This is a genomic window from Streptomyces sp. NPDC001153 (genome assembly GCF_053598315.1).
Window position 1 is genome coordinate 16,877 of sequence record NZ_JBSFJZ010000025.1, and the last position, 14,263, is coordinate 31,139.

General features: G+C 73.7%; 15 protein-coding genes and 1 pseudogene. 6 read left to right on the plus strand and 10 right to left on the minus strand.

Going from position 1 to position 14,263, the window contains the following annotated elements; genetic code table 11:
* Positions 1-93: 93 nt before the first annotated feature.
* Positions 94-516 (plus strand): ATP-binding protein, encoded by a 423-nt coding sequence (locus ACWDEN_RS26760; RefSeq protein ID WP_450860354.1) that lies wholly within the window; start codon positions 94-96, stop codon positions 514-516.
* Here the strand turns inward: ACWDEN_RS26760 and ACWDEN_RS26765 are convergent.
* The 3 genes from ACWDEN_RS26765 to ACWDEN_RS26775 form a co-directional block, all read right to left on the minus strand.
* Positions 513-1,685: a PP2C family protein-serine/threonine phosphatase gene (locus ACWDEN_RS26765; RefSeq protein WP_450860292.1), complete on the minus strand. Its 1,173-nt coding sequence runs from the start codon at positions 1,683-1,685 to the stop codon at positions 513-515. The genes ACWDEN_RS26760 and ACWDEN_RS26765 overlap by 4 nt on opposite strands.
* A gap of 95 nt (positions 1,686-1,780) precedes the next feature.
* A complete protein-coding gene (locus ACWDEN_RS26770; protein ID WP_351620888.1) occupies positions 1,781-2,539 on the minus strand; it encodes an IclR family transcriptional regulator in 759 nt (252 codons plus the stop codon).
* 124 nt (positions 2,540-2,663) lie between these two features.
* On the minus strand, positions 2,664-3,554 hold the full coding sequence (locus ACWDEN_RS26775; RefSeq protein ID WP_450860293.1) for an EamA family transporter: 891 nt from the start codon (positions 3,552-3,554) through the stop codon (positions 2,664-2,666).
* A gap of 68 nt (positions 3,555-3,622) precedes the next feature.
* Between ACWDEN_RS26775 and ACWDEN_RS26780 the strand changes: the two genes are divergently transcribed.
* Positions 3,623-4,480, plus strand: coding sequence for a LysR family transcriptional regulator (locus ACWDEN_RS26780; protein WP_450860294.1), 858 nt, complete (start codon positions 3,623-3,625; stop codon positions 4,478-4,480).
* Positions 4,481-4,951: 471 nt separating this feature from the next.
* Here ACWDEN_RS26780 and ACWDEN_RS26785 read toward each other — a convergent pair whose 3' ends face one another.
* From ACWDEN_RS26785 to ACWDEN_RS26795, 3 genes are all read right to left on the minus strand, one after another.
* Positions 4,952-5,767, minus strand: a complete 816-nt coding sequence (locus ACWDEN_RS26785; RefSeq protein ID WP_450860295.1) for an XRE family transcriptional regulator — start codon at positions 5,765-5,767, stop codon at positions 4,952-4,954.
* Positions 5,768-5,952: 185 nt separating this feature from the next.
* Complete coding sequence (locus ACWDEN_RS26790) at positions 5,953-6,585, minus strand: hypothetical protein (RefSeq protein WP_450860296.1); 633 nt, start codon at positions 6,583-6,585, stop codon at positions 5,953-5,955.
* Positions 6,586-6,828: 243 nt separating this feature from the next.
* On the minus strand, positions 6,829-7,116 hold the full coding sequence (locus tag ACWDEN_RS26795) for a putative quinol monooxygenase (protein WP_351617923.1): 288 nt from the start codon (positions 7,114-7,116) through the stop codon (positions 6,829-6,831).
* Positions 7,117-7,300: 184 nt separating this feature from the next.
* On the opposite strand from ACWDEN_RS26795, the pseudogene ACWDEN_RS26800 reads away from it, so the two are divergent.
* The 4 genes and pseudogenes from ACWDEN_RS26800 (at position 7,301) to ACWDEN_RS26815 (ending at position 11,155) form a co-directional block, all read left to right on the plus strand.
* Positions 7,301-7,824, plus strand: a pseudogene (locus ACWDEN_RS26800) (MarR family winged helix-turn-helix transcriptional regulator).
* A gap of 81 nt (positions 7,825-7,905) precedes the next feature.
* Positions 7,906-8,286 carry a DoxX family protein gene (locus tag ACWDEN_RS26805; RefSeq protein ID WP_450860297.1) on the plus strand — a complete coding sequence of 127 codons (381 nt, stop codon included), beginning with the start codon at positions 7,906-7,908 and terminating at the stop codon, positions 8,284-8,286.
* A complete protein-coding gene (locus ACWDEN_RS26810) occupies positions 8,283-8,750 on the plus strand; it encodes a peroxiredoxin (RefSeq protein ID WP_351617929.1) in 468 nt (155 codons plus the stop codon). Before ACWDEN_RS26805 ends, ACWDEN_RS26810 begins: the two co-directional genes overlap by 4 nt.
* 41 nt (positions 8,751-8,791) lie before the next feature.
* The gene (locus ACWDEN_RS26815) at positions 8,792-11,155 is read left to right on the plus strand and encodes a SpoIIE family protein phosphatase (RefSeq protein ID WP_450860298.1); all 2,364 of its coding nucleotides are present in this window, start codon (positions 8,792-8,794) and stop codon (positions 11,153-11,155) included.
* A gap of 18 nt (positions 11,156-11,173) precedes the next feature.
* Here the strand turns inward: ACWDEN_RS26815 and ACWDEN_RS26820 are convergent, their stop codons facing one another.
* The 4 genes from ACWDEN_RS26820 to ACWDEN_RS26835 form a co-directional block, all read right to left on the minus strand.
* Positions 11,174-11,608, minus strand: a complete 435-nt coding sequence (locus ACWDEN_RS26820; RefSeq protein ID WP_351617933.1) for a cupin domain-containing protein — start codon at positions 11,606-11,608, stop codon at positions 11,174-11,176.
* 105 nt (positions 11,609-11,713) lie between these two features.
* A complete protein-coding gene (ligD, locus tag ACWDEN_RS26825; RefSeq protein WP_450860299.1) occupies positions 11,714-12,724 on the minus strand; it encodes a non-homologous end-joining DNA ligase in 1,011 nt (336 codons plus the stop codon).
* Positions 12,725-12,730: 6 nt separating this feature from the next.
* Positions 12,731-13,339, minus strand: coding sequence for a DNA polymerase ligase N-terminal domain-containing protein (locus ACWDEN_RS26830; protein ID WP_450860300.1), 609 nt, complete (start codon positions 13,337-13,339; stop codon positions 12,731-12,733).
* Positions 13,340-13,396: 57 nt separating this feature from the next.
* Positions 13,397-14,260, minus strand: a complete 864-nt coding sequence (locus ACWDEN_RS26835; RefSeq protein ID WP_351617941.1) for an oxidoreductase — start codon at positions 14,258-14,260, stop codon at positions 13,397-13,399.
* Positions 14,261-14,263: the final 3 nt, after the last annotated feature.

Sequence of the window (14,263 nt, forward strand, 5' to 3'; positions counted from 1 at the left end):
ACCGGTCCGATTTGTGTCCATAACGTGCATGCGAGTCCGGAACACGCCGGCATGACGGCGCTGGACCGGCCGTACGCACCACCGGGAGAGAACATGGCGGCACAGCTCAAGACGCTGGTTCAGGCGGCATACGAACACGTGTGTCCGGTGCCGCCCGTCGCCGGCGCCGTCTCCGCCGTACGCCGTCGTGCGGCGGCGGTCCTCGCGGACTGGAGTGTGTGTCCGCACCTCGTCGAGGACGCGCTGCTCGTGGTGTCGGAGCTCGTCACGAACGCGATCGTGCACGCCCGGCCGCCGGCCGTGCTCCGGCTGTCGTGGGTGCAGGGCGACGGTGGTCGCACCCTGCGCGTCGAGGTCGCCGACGCCGGCCCCGCCCTGCCGGTGGGCCCGTCCCTCGGAATCGATCCCGACGAGCACGGCAGGGGCGAGACGATCGTCCACGCACTGACGACTCGCCATGGCATACGCACCCACCTCGACGGAGTCGTCCGCTGGGCCGAACTCGACGCGCCCTAGAGTGCGGCCTCGCACCATGACGGCACGCTCTCCGGCTCGTCCACGGTCCTCTTGCGCAGCAGGAGCAGGGCGGCGTCGTCGTGCAGCCGGCCGCCCACATGCGCCAGCAGTTCGTCGTGGAGCGCGGTGAGGGTGCGCGCCGGCTCGTCGCAGACATGGCGGGCCACCCCTTCGGCCAGCGGATAGAAGTCGCGTGCGTGATCGCGGGCCTCCGTGACCCCGTCGGTGTACAGCAGCAGCTGGTCTCCCACTGTGAAGGGCAGCCGCTGCAGGCGGGGGGTCTGGCCCGAGAGGGCGCGCAGCCCGAGGGGCGGAGCGGGATGGGTGGGCTCCACCGCCGCGACCTCTCCGGAACCGGATATCAGCAGCGGCGCCGCATGTCCGCAGTTGACGATCTCCAGGTGTCCCGACTCGGGGTGTCCGGCGACCACGGCGGTGACGAAGTCGTCGGGACCCAGGTCGCGCGCCAGGCTCCGCTCGATCCTCGCGACGACGTCGAGCAGGTCGGGCTCGTCGTAGGCGGCCTCGCGGAACACCCCCAGCACCAGGGCGGCGGTCCGTACGGCGGGCAGCCCCTTGCCGCGCACGTCGCCGACGATCAGCCTGACGCCGTACGGCGTGGGCACCAGGGCGTAGAGGTCCCCGCCGATCCGTGCCTCCGCCGCCGCGGCGCTGTAGCGGACGGCCACCTGGAACGGGCCCACGGTGCCCGGGACCGGCTGGAGCAAAGCGTGCTGGGCGGTCTCGGCGACCGAGCGGACGGCGGCGAGGACCCGTTCACGACGGCCCCGCAGTGCGCTGGCCAGGCCGCTCGCCGCGGTGACGGCCAGCAGGGCGGCGAGCACGGCCGCCAGTTCGCCGGCCGGCACCCCGTGCTCGCTGCCCAGCGCCGCGCCCGTCGCCACGGTGAGCAGACCGACGCACAGCACGCCACGCGGCACGTTGGTGGAGGCAGCCAGAGCCGGGCCGACCGCCAGCAGCGGCAGCCAGATCAGCCCCCCGCCCACGGCGACGTCGACGAGCGCGACGAGGGCCACGACCAGCACCGGAAGCCCGGCGGCCAGTTGCCCGGCGGCACAGCGGTGATCCGGATCCCGCGTTTCGGCCGCACAGTTCCTGAACAGCCGCGTAGGTGCATGGCCGCCGCCATGCTGTCGGGCCTGGAGCATCTCGTCCGCAGTCCTCGCCTGTACGTGGGTTACACCCGGAATGTCCGTTTCATCAATCGAACGGGCTGGGCGAGGGAGCCACAAGGAGTGGGTTTTCAGATAGTGAGCGAGAGACTCCTGGTCACCCGGTTCGCGACCGGAAGCAGGCGTGCCCGGATCTCCTGGAGCTGGGCCTGCCGCTCCACCGGCAGGGAGACGCCGAGCGAACCGGGCGTGCTCCCGCGGTAGACCGGCACGGCGACGCACACGGTGCCGAGCGCGTATTCCTCCAGGTCCGTGACGGCCGGTGCCAAGGGGGGCGCCGCGATCCTGCGGAGCAGCTGCGGAAGACTGGTGATCGTCCGTGGTGTGAGGTCGGCGAGGTGGTGCCTGGACAGATAGTCCCGGCGGGCGTCCTCGTCCAGCTCCCGCAGCACGGACTTGCCCAGTGCGGTGGCATGTCCGGCGTCCTCGAAGCCCACCCAGAGATCCACCCGGGGCGTGCGGGGGCTGTCCACGATCTCGGCCACCCTGATCTCGCCCTCCTCGTAGAAGGTGAGGTAGGCGGCGGTGGCCAGCTCGTCGCGGAGGGCGGCCAGCGCCGGGCGCACACGGCTGAGCAGCGTCTGCGTGCGGCCCGCCGTGTGCAGGGAGTTCAGCTTGTCGCCCAGGATGAAGCCGCCGTCGTCCAGTTTTCGCACGTATCCGTCGTGCACGAGGGTGCGCAGCAGGTGATACGCGGTGGCGAGCGGCAGCTCCGTCTCGCGTGCCAGCTGTTTCGCCGGCGCGCCGTTCTCGTGCGCGCTCACCGCCTCCAGCAGACGGAAGGCCCGCTGCACAGACGTGATCAGCGTGGGGCCGTCCTGCGCACCCATGGAACAAGAGTGCGCCGGGCGCCCGGCCGGGGCAAGGCTGGGCGCACCCCGGGGGCGGCGAGGCGGACGCCCACGATCCCGCCACAGGGTCAGCGGACCGCCGGAGCGTGGCTGCCGGTCGTGCTCAGCGGCGCGTGCTCGCGATGCTCACCGCGTTGGCCGCCACCACCGCGCCGATGCCCGTGCACTCCGCGCCGCCCAGGTGCTGGCCGAGGACCACCCAGCCGACCACGGCCGCCAGCACCGGGTTGACGCTCATGAACAGACCGAAGGTCTGGGCCGGCACCCTGCGCAGGGTGAGCAGATCGGTCAGGTAGGGCACGGCAGACGACAGCACGCCCGCCGCCACCGCGCACAGCAGCGCCCCGGCCGTCGGCGGATGCCGTACGGCGAGGACGATGCCGATCGGCAGGAAGGTCAGCGCCGACACGCACGCGGCCGCGGCCGACCCCTGGGCGCCCGGGATGCGCCGCCCGACGACCCGGTTGAGCAGGATGTACGAGGCCCAGCAGCAGGCCGCCACCAGGCCCAGACCCATGCCCAGGTAGTCGGCGGACGGCTGGGGGCGCATCAGCACCACGACCCCGGCCCCGGCCAGCGCCGCGCACCCCGCGTCCAGCCGGCGGCGCGCGGCGGCCAGCGCGATGCTGAGCGGGCCCAGGAACTCCAGGGTCACCGCCAGCCCGAGGCCGATCCGGTCGATGGCGCTGTACAGGGTCAGGTTCATGGTGCCGAAGACCCCGGCGAGCAGCAGCACCGGCCACCACTGGCGCCGGGTGAAGTCACGCAGGCGCGGCCGGCCGACGGCCACCAGGACGAGCGCGGCGACGTACTGGCGTACCGCCACCACGCCGAGCGGACCGAGGACCGGGAAGGCCAGCGCGCCGATGGCCGCACCGGTCTGGTTGGACAGGCCGCTGCCGAACATGGCGGCCACGCCGGCCAGCCGCCCCGGCGCGGGGTCCTGGATCGCGGGGGACGCCGTCGCCGCGGGCCGTCCGGGAGCTTGTCGCATGCGAGGAGCGTCCGCCCGGCCGTCGCTTGCGCAAAATGCATGCACCATATGATCTATACGCTTGACGTATGAATGAGCTCGAGCTCCGGCAACTGCGCTGTCTCGTCGCCATCGTCGACGAGGGCACCTTCACCGACGCGGCGATCGCCCTCGGGGTGTCCCAGGCAGCCGTCTCGCGCACCCTGGCGGGGCTCGAACGGACCCTGGGCGTACGACTGTTGAGGCGGACCTCGCGTGCGGTGGCCCCGACGGCGACCGGGCTGCGGGTGGTGGCGCAGGCCCGGCGGGTGCTGGCGGACGTCGCCGTCCTGGTCCAGGAGGCCACGTCGGGGCACACCCGGCTGCGGATCGGCTACGCGTGGTCGGCCGTCGGCCGCCACACCGTCGCCTTCCAGCGCCGCTGGAGCGCCGCCCACCCCGGGACCGATCTGCATCTCGTCCGCGTCAACACGGCGTCCGCCGGTCTCGCCGAAGGCGCCTGCGACCTCGCGGTGATCCGCCGGCCGCTGGAGGACCGCCGGTTCGACACCGCCATCGTGGGGTTGGAGCGGCGCCTGTGTGCGATGGCCGCCGACGATCCGCTGGCCCGCCGCCGATCCGTACGGCTCGGCGAACTCACCGGCCGGATCCTCTGGGTGGACCGGCGCACCGGCACCACCACGCCCGAGCTGTGGCCGCCCGACGCCCGCCCCGCCGTGGAGGAGACGCACGACGTCGACGACTGGCTCACCGTCATCGCCGCCGGACGCGGCATCGGTGTCACCGCGGAGTCGACCGCGAACCAGTACCCACGGCCCGGCGTCGTCTACCGGCCGGTGCGTGACGCCGAACCCGTCGCCGTACGGCTCGCCTGGTGGCGCGACGATCCGCACCCGGCCCTCCAGGCGGTCCTCGAACTGCTCAGTGAGCTGTACCGGACGGGCTGAACGGCCGGCGCGAGAAAGCGCGGACAGAACAGGCGGCCGAAGCGGCCGTCCGCGCCCACCTCGCCCGCGTGATCGAGGCGCTCCGGGACCGAGCACCCCAGAGGTGCGCTGACCATCGGCGTCCTGACGACGGCCCACCACGCGGGCGGCGTCCTCTCCGCCCACGTGGCCACGCGGCTGGTGGAGCCGCACGGCTGGTGGTCCGCCTTCTCGCGTCCCCATGCCGCTGGGACCGACTTTCCTGGTCGTCTTCCGCACCGGCGTGTTCCCCGACCGCGCCCGGACGATGAGCTACACGACCGTGTCCATTGGGCTACACCGCCTTCGCCCTCGCCGGTGTGTCGTCCATGGTGTTCAGCGGCATCGCGCCCCGCGCTCGTCCCGGCTCCCCGAGCGCAGCGGCACCGGGCGGAAGCTCGTCACCGCCGGCCGACCCGCCCCCGCGCACGGCGCCGTAGGCGTCGCACGGGGTCAGTCCTGTGCTTCCGGCTCCACGTCCAGTCCCGTGCAGGCCAGTTCCCGGGCCACCTCGGCACACGCCTCCACGCCGCGCGGCGAGGACACCGAGAGCATCGGGCTGCTGTCGCCGGTGGGGTCGTCCGCCGGATATCCGGCCGACATCAGGTCCTGGCCCGCGCGCACCGACACCTCACGGGCCCTGGGCGACCGCAGCCACACCTCCGACCAGGCGGTCCCGCACGCCGGGGACCAGCGCAGCCGGACGGTGTAGCCGGGGTCGGTGACGGTGCTCGTGGTCCGCGCGTCCCGGGCGCACACCGTGGCGTCGGGCAACTCGCCCTGGCAGGACCGGCCGTGACAGCGGGGCACCGTCGGCAGGGTCTGCGCGGCGGGCGTGGTGCCCGGCCGCGCGGACAGGGCGACAGTGGCTGCGGTCACCGCTGCCGCCGTACCGAACAGCGCGAACAGGGACAGCGGCAGCCATGACGGGAGCCAGCTCGGAAGCCGGGGCGCGAGCCGGCTGAGCCGCCGGCCGGGGCCGGGTTCCTCGGGCGCGGCCCCCGGTGCGCCGGCCGCGGGCGGGGGAGGCCCGGCCGCGGCCCACACCGTCAGTACGGCTTCGGGGTCGGCGCCGGCGAGCCGGCACAGCGCTTCCACGGCCTGCCGTGGCGGCGCAGTGCCGCCGGACAGATAGCGGTGCCACGCGGACTTGCTGTACGGGGTGCGCGCGGCCAGCGCCGCCAGGCTCAGCCCCGTACGGTCCTTCAGCTCGCGCAGTCCCACCAGCAGTGCCTCGTCCGGCGTGGTCGTTGCTTCGGGGTGCCGCATCGCGCGTCCTCGACTCCCTCTCCGCTATGGGCAGTTTCGCCCCTGTTGTCGGAATGGCTTCCCGGGAGGACGGCGGCTGCAACACACGGTGAGGTATGAGGACGGTGAGGTGAGCGTGACCGAAGGCCCGTTCGGGGGTCGTCGAACGGGCCTTCGGTGGCTGGGCGATGCTGCGGTGAGTGCCGTCAGCACCAGGGGAGGGCGCGGTCGGGGCGGATGTAGTGGGCGGAGACGTAGCCCGCGTGGTGCGGCAGCCGGTACCAGACGCGGTTCCCGTGCACCGAGGAGCCGCGCGTCCTGCAGGTGAGGACCAGGACCCGGCCCGTCCGCCGGTGGCCGATCACCCCGTAGCCGGTGCCGGGACCGGAGCGGACGTTGAGCGGGGCGTGGCGGGTCGTGACCCGGCCGGTGAGGGGCCGGAAGTGACGGTAGGTCATCCACCGCGCCGCGAGCCGGTACTGCATCCGGGGCGCGGCGATGCGGTACGGCGCCGATGGCCCGACGAGGCGGTAGGCCGCCGTCTGCGGCAGGAAGCGGTGCGCCGCCCGCCGGGCCGTGAGGCGGTGGATCCGGTGTACTCGGCGGGCGTGGTGCGTGCGGAGGTGGGTGCGGTGGTGCCGGTGGGTGGTGCCGTACCTGCGGTGGTGGACGCGCCGGCCGGTGTGGTGCTGGGCGCGGTGGGCGGGGTGCTGGGTGGTGGCGCTGGGGACCGGGTGCGGGGTGGCGGCGCTCGCCGTGGTGACGCCGGCCGCCGTGGGCAGGAACGCGAGCACCGCGACCGTCGCCAGTAGTCCGCTCTTGAGAGTCCGTCGGATCATGGAAGCCTCCGCTGTCGTTCTCGTGACCACGAGCAGTGATCACGACAGTCAGGGTTTCCGTGACGAGCCGTCAGAACGCCGCTTCCGCGTCCCCCGGGACGACTGGGACGTCCCACGGGACGGGCGCCCGCAACCGGACCGGGCCCACCCGGTCCGCGGCGCGGAGACGTTCTGCCGTCCCCGGACGTCCTGGCACCCGTCCGGGTGACGTGTCCCGAGGGGAACCCGCGGCGTCCGCGGCGGTCAGAGCGTCTCGGCGAAGGTGATCGTCCGCTCCTTCAGCAGCGGGAACACCGTTCCCCGGATCAGCTCCGCGAAATGGTCCGTCTCCTTGTGCGCCTCGAAGCCGGCGCGGTCCGTGTAGCGCTCGTACAGGACGAAGGCCCCCGGCCGGTCGACGACCTCGTGCGCCTCGTAGGCGAGGTTCGCGCGCTCCGACGGGACCAGTTCACGCATCTTGCGCAGCGCGTCGCGCACGGTGTCCGCGTCGGCTGGGGCGCACTGGTACTGGGCGACGACGGCGAAGGCCATGGCATTCCTCCGGTGTTCCAAGGTGTTCCCGAGGGGATGGACTCGCCGATTCCAGCACGCTTGCGCCGGGGGGTGGCCCGTACGACACGCGACCAGGTCCGCGGACGGCCGACCGTCGAGGGCGGCCCGAGAGCCCGGCCGGGAACTTACTTGACTTACGCAACGAGCTGGTGAACTGACGGGTATGCCCACGGAACCGCTGTCCGACCTGCCCGTCGCCTCCCCGGAGGTCACCGAGATCGAGCGTGCCCTGACGCGCATCACCTACCTCGGCACCCGGGCCCGGCAGCACGAGCGGCTGATGGCGCTGGCCGGGGTGCCGCTGGACCGCGCCGCGGTGGCCCCGCTGCGGCAGATCGCCGACTCCGAGCCGCTGCGGCCGGGCGAGCTGGCGCAGCGCCTCGGCGTGGAGGCCTCCCATGTCACGCGGACCGTGCAGCAACTGCAGAAGGCCGGATACGTCATGCGCGCCCCGACCCCGCCGACCGGCGCGCCCAGCGCATCCAGCTGACCGGCGCGGGCCGGGAGGCCGTCGACCGGGTCCGCGAGGCCGGGGCCCGCGGCATGCAGCTCGCCCTCGCCGACTGGCGGCCCGAGGATCTGCGGCAGATGGCGGCCCTCTTCCACCGCATGGTCGACGACTTCCTCGCGTACACGACCGACGAGGACTCCGGCCGGGAGGCGGACGACACCGTCGCCACGGCCTGACGGGCGGCGTTCTGCGGCAACGGGCCACCCTTGCGCCTACCGTCCAGTAATATCCGGCGGCAGGTCATCAGAGGAGGAACCGTGCCCCGGTCCGAACGCTCACCCCTGCTGCTCGCCGGCCTGCTGGCCACGGCAGGCGTCGCCCACTTCGCCGCCCCGCGACGGTTCGACGCCACCATTCCGCGCGCGCTGCCGGGCTCGCCCAGGGCATGGACGTACGGCAGCGGGGTCGCGGAGCTGGCCCTGGCGGCCGGGATCGCCGTGCCCCGCACCCGCACGGTCGCCGCGAAGGCGGCCGCGGCGTTCTTCGTCGGGGTGTTCCCGGCGAACGTGCAGATGGCCGTGGACTGGCGGCACCGGCCCGCACCGCTGCGTACGGCCGCCCTGGCGCGGCTGCCGCTGCAGGTGCCGCTGGTGCTGTGGGCCCGGGGAGTCGCCCGGAACGAGGAGGGACGGTCATGACGGAACGCATCGAGGTCGGGGACAAGGCCGAGGACTTCGCCCTGCCCGACGACACCGGCACCACCCGCCGGCTCACCGAACTGCTGGCCGACGGACCGGTGGTCCTCTTCTTCTACCCGGCCGCCCTCACCCCCGGCTGCACCGCGGAGGCCTGCCACTTCCGCGACCTCGCCGCCGAATTCGCCGCCGTCGGGGCCCGGCCGGTCGGCATCAGCGGCGACAGCGTCGACAAGCAGCAGGAGTTCGCCGGCCGGCACGGCCTCGGCATGCCGCTGCTCTCCGACGCCGACGGCACGGTCCGCGAGCGGTTCGGCGTCAAACGGGGCTTCTCCCTCGCGCCCACCAAGCGCGTCACCTTCGTGATCGCCCAGGACCGCACGGTGCTGGAGATCGTCCGCAGCGAACTGCGCATGAACACCCACGCCGACCGGGCCCTTGCCGCCCTGTACGCCCACCAGGGCTGAACGGCTCCCGTCCACAAGGGGGCCGGGACGCCCTGTGCTTGATGTGCCGGGACAATCGGAACATCCTTGAGCATATGAAGCATGGCGCCGCCGTGGCGGTCATCGACGCCCTGGGTACGGTGACCGGATGGAGCGAGGGTGCGCGGCGGCTCACGGGCCACCCGGCCGAGGACGTCGTGGGCCGGCCCGCGGCCGGGCTGCTCGCCGGGGACATCCCGGACGCCACGCTCGCCGCGCGGGCCGGCACCGTCGCGCTGCGCCACCGTGACGGCCACCGCGTCGACGTGGCCCTCACCGCCTGCCCCGTCGCCGGAGCCGACGGGGAGCCCACCGGGTTCGTCGTCACCGCCGGCCCGCCCGGCAGCGCCCTGGCCGCCGAGGTCTTCGAGCAGGCCTCCGTGTCCATGTCGGTCTTCGACCTGGAGCAGCGCTATCTGCGGGTCAACGACGCCGCCTGCAAGGTGATGGGCGTTTCCGAGGCCGCGCTCACCGGCCGGTTCTTCCCGGACACCGTGGAGGAAGCCGAATACAACGTGGGCTTCCTGCGCCACCTCCGGGAGGTCGCCGAGACCGGCCGACCCGTCCGCTACGAGAGCTTCGCCGGCGCCCCCGCACTGAACCGGGAACACCTGTGGAGCATCGAGATGTGGCCGCTGCGCGACGGCTCCGGCGAGCTGACCGGGGTCGCCATGGCGGCCCTCGACAGCAGCGAGCAGTACTGGGCCCGGCGCCGCCTGGCCCTGCTCAACGAGGCGTCGACCCGCATCGGCACCACCCTGGACGTGGTGCGCACCGTCGAGGAACTGATCGACGTCCTCGTCCCGCGCTACGCCGACTTCGCCGGCGTGGACCTGCTCGACTGGGTGCTCGGCGCGGACGAGCCGCCGATGCCACCCGACGGCGGCGTCGTTCTGCACCGCGTCGCCCACGGCTCCACCCGCGAGGGCGACCCCGGTGCGGCCGTCCCCCTCGGCGAGGCCGACGTCTACCCGCCGCACTCCCCGCCCGCCCGCGCCCTGCGCGACGGCCGCGCGGTGCTCAGCCAGGCCGGGGAGCCCGAGTTCGTCGAGTGGCTCGCCGAGCGCAACGCGCGCTCGCCGCAGGGCCGCCCCCACCGGCAGGACGCCCACTCCCTGATCGCGGTGCCACTCCGGGCCCGCGGCACCACCCTGGGCGTCGCGGTGTGCGTCCGCATCGACCACCCGGACGCCTACGGCCCCGACGACGCCGTCTTCGCCGAGGAACTCGGCAGCCGCGCCGCCGTCTGCATCGACAACGCCCGCCGCTTCGCCCGCGAACGCTCCACCGCCCTCGCCCTCCAGCACAGCCTGCTGCCGTGCGGCCTGCCCCGACAGGCCGCGGTCGAGGTGGCCCACCGGTATCTGCCGTCCGGCTCCCTGGCCGGCATCGGCGGCGACTGGTTCGACGTCATCCCGCTCTCCGGCGGCCGGGTCGGCCTGGTCGTGGGCGACGTGGTCGGCCACGGCATCCAGTCCTCGGCCACCATGGGCCGGCTGCGGACGGCCGTGCGCACCCTCGCGGACGTCGACCTGCCGCCCGACGAACTCCTCACCCACCTCGACGACCTGGTCACCCACCTGGCCGCCGAGGACAGCCGCGAGGAGATCGCCGAACTCGGCGCCACCTGCCTGTACGCCGTGTACGACCCCGTCTCCCGGCGGCTCAGCCTCGCCGCCGCCGGCCACCCGGCCCCGGCCGTCGTCCTGCCGGGCGGCACCGCCGAGACCGTCGCCATGAGCGCCGGACCACCGCTCGGCGTCGGCGGCCTGCCGTTCGAGGCGACGGAGCTGCGCCTGCCCGAGGGCTCCGTCATCGCGCTCTACACCGACGGCCTGGTCGAGGACCGGGACCGGGAAGTCGGCGACGCCACCGAGGAACTGCGCCGGGCCCTCAGCGTACCCACCCGCTCCCTCGAGGCCCTGTGCGACGACGTCCTGAAGGCCGTCCTGCCCGACCAGCCCGGCGACGACGTCGCCCTGCTGCTCGTGCGCACCCGCGCCCTCGGCGCCGACCGGGTCGCCACCTGGGACATCCCGCCCGACCCCGCCGAGGTCGGCGCCGCCCGCCAGGCCGTCGGCGAACGGCTGGCCGCCTGGGGGCTGGACGAGGCCGCCTTCGTCACCGAACTCGTCGTCAGCGAACTCGTCACCAACGCCATCCGTTACGGCGAACCGCCCATCCAGCTCCGGCTGATCCGCGACCGCGCGCTCATCTGCGAGGTCTCCGACGCCAGTTCCACCTCACCGCATCTGCGCCGGGCGCACGCCTACGACGAGGGCGGCCGCGGACTGCTGCTGGTCGCCCAGCTCACCCAGCGCTGGGGCAGCCGGCAGACGGGCCGGGGCAAGACGATCTGGGCCGAGCAGGCGCTGCCCGGCACCTGATCGGCTCCCGGCACCCGGTCACTGGAACGGGCAGCCCGGGTTCGGCGCGTCCTCCGAGAACGGGGCGCCGTGCGGCAGCACGTACAGCACATCGAGCACGAGCGGGGTGTCGCCGAGGTTCCGCCCGATGTGCACGTGGTCCGCACCGGCCGGCTCCTGGATCGTCGCGCCCCTCCGGTACACGCCGTCCGAGGCGCAGGCGGAGTCGAAGTGGCTGAGGGTGCCCTGCTTCACCACGCCGTACAGCGGGCCGTCGTGGTAGTGCCAGCCGGTGCTCTGGCCGGGCGGAATGGTGATCTCCCGCAGGGTGTAGTCGGTGTCGCCGACGGTGGTCCGGCTGATGATCCGGGCCGTCACACCCGGGCCCGGCGGGGTAGCCTGCGCGGTGCCGCAGGCCAGAACGGTGGCGACGGTCAGCGCGCCGGTGACGGCGGCGCGGAGGGCGGTACGCATGCGGGGCCTTTCGGAGGCGAGCGGGGTGTCGCCGAGAACATAAAGGCACCACAGGGGAGTTGGGGGCGGAACCCGAAGATCCGTATGCGTACGTGACCGCGGGTCTCAGGCCGCCGCGTGCTCGCGGACCACGTCCCGTGGCCGTTTGTCCGCGCGCAGTCCCAGGTAGCGGGGATGCCGCAGCATCCCGTCCCGGGTCCACTCGGTGAAGGCGATCTGCGCGACCAGCTCCGGCTTCACCCAACGGGCGCGCACCTCGCGTACGGCACCGCCGAAGGGCGGGGTGTCCCGCCGCAGCCCGTCCAGCCGCTCACGCAGATCCAGCAGGGCGCGCCGGTCGAAACCGGTTCCGACCTTCCCGGCGTACCGCAGCCGGTCACCGTCGTAGAAGCCGAGCAGCAGCGCACCCAACCCGACGCGGCTGCCCGCCGGTTCGGTGAAGCCGCCGATCACGAACTCCTGCCCCTGCGCGCACTTGAGCTTCAGCCAGTCCGGGGACCGGCGCGTCCGGTACGGCCCGTCGGCCCGCTTGGCGATCAGTCCCTCCCAGCCCCGGCCGCAGGCCTCGGCCAGCAACTCGGCGCCGCCCGCGTTGCGATGCGGGGTCAGCCGCAGCGGGGCGCGAAAGGACAGCGCCCGCCGCAGCAGCGACTTGCGGACGCGCAGGGGGAGTTGACGGGTGTCCGCGCCCTCCAGGCGCAGCAGGTCGAAGAGGTAGTACATCACCGCGACCCCGGACGCCTCGATGTCCCGGCGCCGGGTCAGCCCCAACCGCCGCTGCAGCCGGGCGAAGTCGGTACGGCCGCCGCTGAACGCGACGACCTCGCCGTCCACCGTGAAGTCGGTGCACTCCTGCGCCGCGAGCGCCTCGACGATCTCCGGATAGGTGTCGTTCAGCCGCTGGCCCGTGCGCGAGAGCAGCCGTACCCGGTCGCCCTCACGCACCGCCAGCAGCCGGACGCCGTCCAGCTTCCGCTCGAACAGCCAGCCCTCGCCGAAGTCCCGCCGGTCGCTCAGCGTGGCCAGCATCGGTGCCGCGGCGAGTTCGGGGCCCGGCCGGGCCGGACGCAGCAGCTCCCGCCGGCCGGCCGGCAGCGCGTCCAGCAGGCCCGGCACCGCCCCTCACTCCTCGCCGTCGGCCGCGACCTGCGCGAGGGTGCGTCCGGTGCGCACCGAGCGGGCCCGCCGGGGATCGGGGGTGCCGTGCCCGGCCGACCGCGCCGGCCCCTTGCGCACCAGCAGCCAGGCCTCCTGTTCGCCCTGGTCTCCCCGGAAGCGGGTGAGGGCGTACTCGCCGCGCAGTTTGCTGCCGTGCAGCCGGAAGGTGGCGTGCCCGCGCTCCAGCGACTCCGCGAAGTCCACCGGGCGCCCCCTGCGGTCGTGGCTGAGCGGCTCGTACGTGCCGTTGTCCCAGACGATCACGGTCCCGCCGCCGTACTCGCCCTCCGGGATCACGCCCTCGAACTCCTCGTACTCCAGCGGATGGTCCTCAGTGGGCACGGCCATCCGCTTGTCCCCGGGATCCGTGGACGGGCCCTTCGGGACCGACCACGACTTCAGGACGTCGTCGACCTGGAGCCGGAAGTCGAAGTGCATCCGGCTGGCGTCGTGGATCTGCACCACGAAATGCGGCTCGTCACCCCCGGCCCGGGGCTCCCGCCCCGACGGCTCGCGGGTCCGCTCGAAGTCACGCCTGCCGCGGTACGTCCGCAGCCGGTCCTCCGCTGCCACCTGCGGCTCCTTCCGTACGACCGCCTGACGGGCCCCGGGTACCCCGGACCGCGCCGTTCAGCCCGCGATGCCGTCCAGCTCGGCGACCGCGTCGTCCGGCAGCACCAGGGACGCGGCGGCGATGTTCTCCCGCAGGTGCTCGGGGGAGGAGGTGCCGGGGATGAGCGCGATGTTCGGCGACCGGCGCAGCAGCCAGGCCAGCGCCACCTGCTGCGGCGAGGCCTCCAGCCGGGCGGCGACCTTCGCCAGCGTGTCGGACTGCAGCGGGGTGAAGCCGCCGAGCGGGAAGTAGGGCACGAAGGCGATGTTCCCGGCCGCCGTGCGCTCCACGAGGGCGTCGTCCTGCCGGTTGGCCAGGTTGTACAGGTTCTGCACGGTCACCACGGGCGCGATCGCCAGCGCCTCGTCCAGCTGCGCCGCGGTCACCGTGCTCAGCCCCAGGTGCCGGACCAGCCCCCGCTCCCGCAGCTCGGCCAGCGCGCCGAACTGCTCGGCCAGGGAGTCGTCGTTCGGGGCGTCCACGTCACCCACCCGCAGATTGACGACGTCCAGCGACTCCACACCGAGGTTCCGCAGGTTGTCGTACACCTGCGCCTTCAGGTCCTCCGGGTGCCGGGACAGGATCCAGCTGCCGTCGGCTCCCCGCCGGGCGCCCACCTTGGTCACGATGTGCAACTCCTCGGGGTAGGGGTGCAGGGCCTCCCGGATGAGCTCGTTGACGATCACGGGGCCGTAGAAGTCGGCGGTGTCGATGTGCGTGATGCCCGCCTCCACCACCGCACGGAGCACCGCCACCGCCCGGTCACGGTCCTTCGGCGGGCCGAAGACGTGCGGCCCGGCCAGCTGCATGGCGCCGTATCCGATCCGCGTCAGAGCCAGGCCGTCGGCCGGGGTGAGGGTGCCGCCGAGCTGTGCAGTCATGTC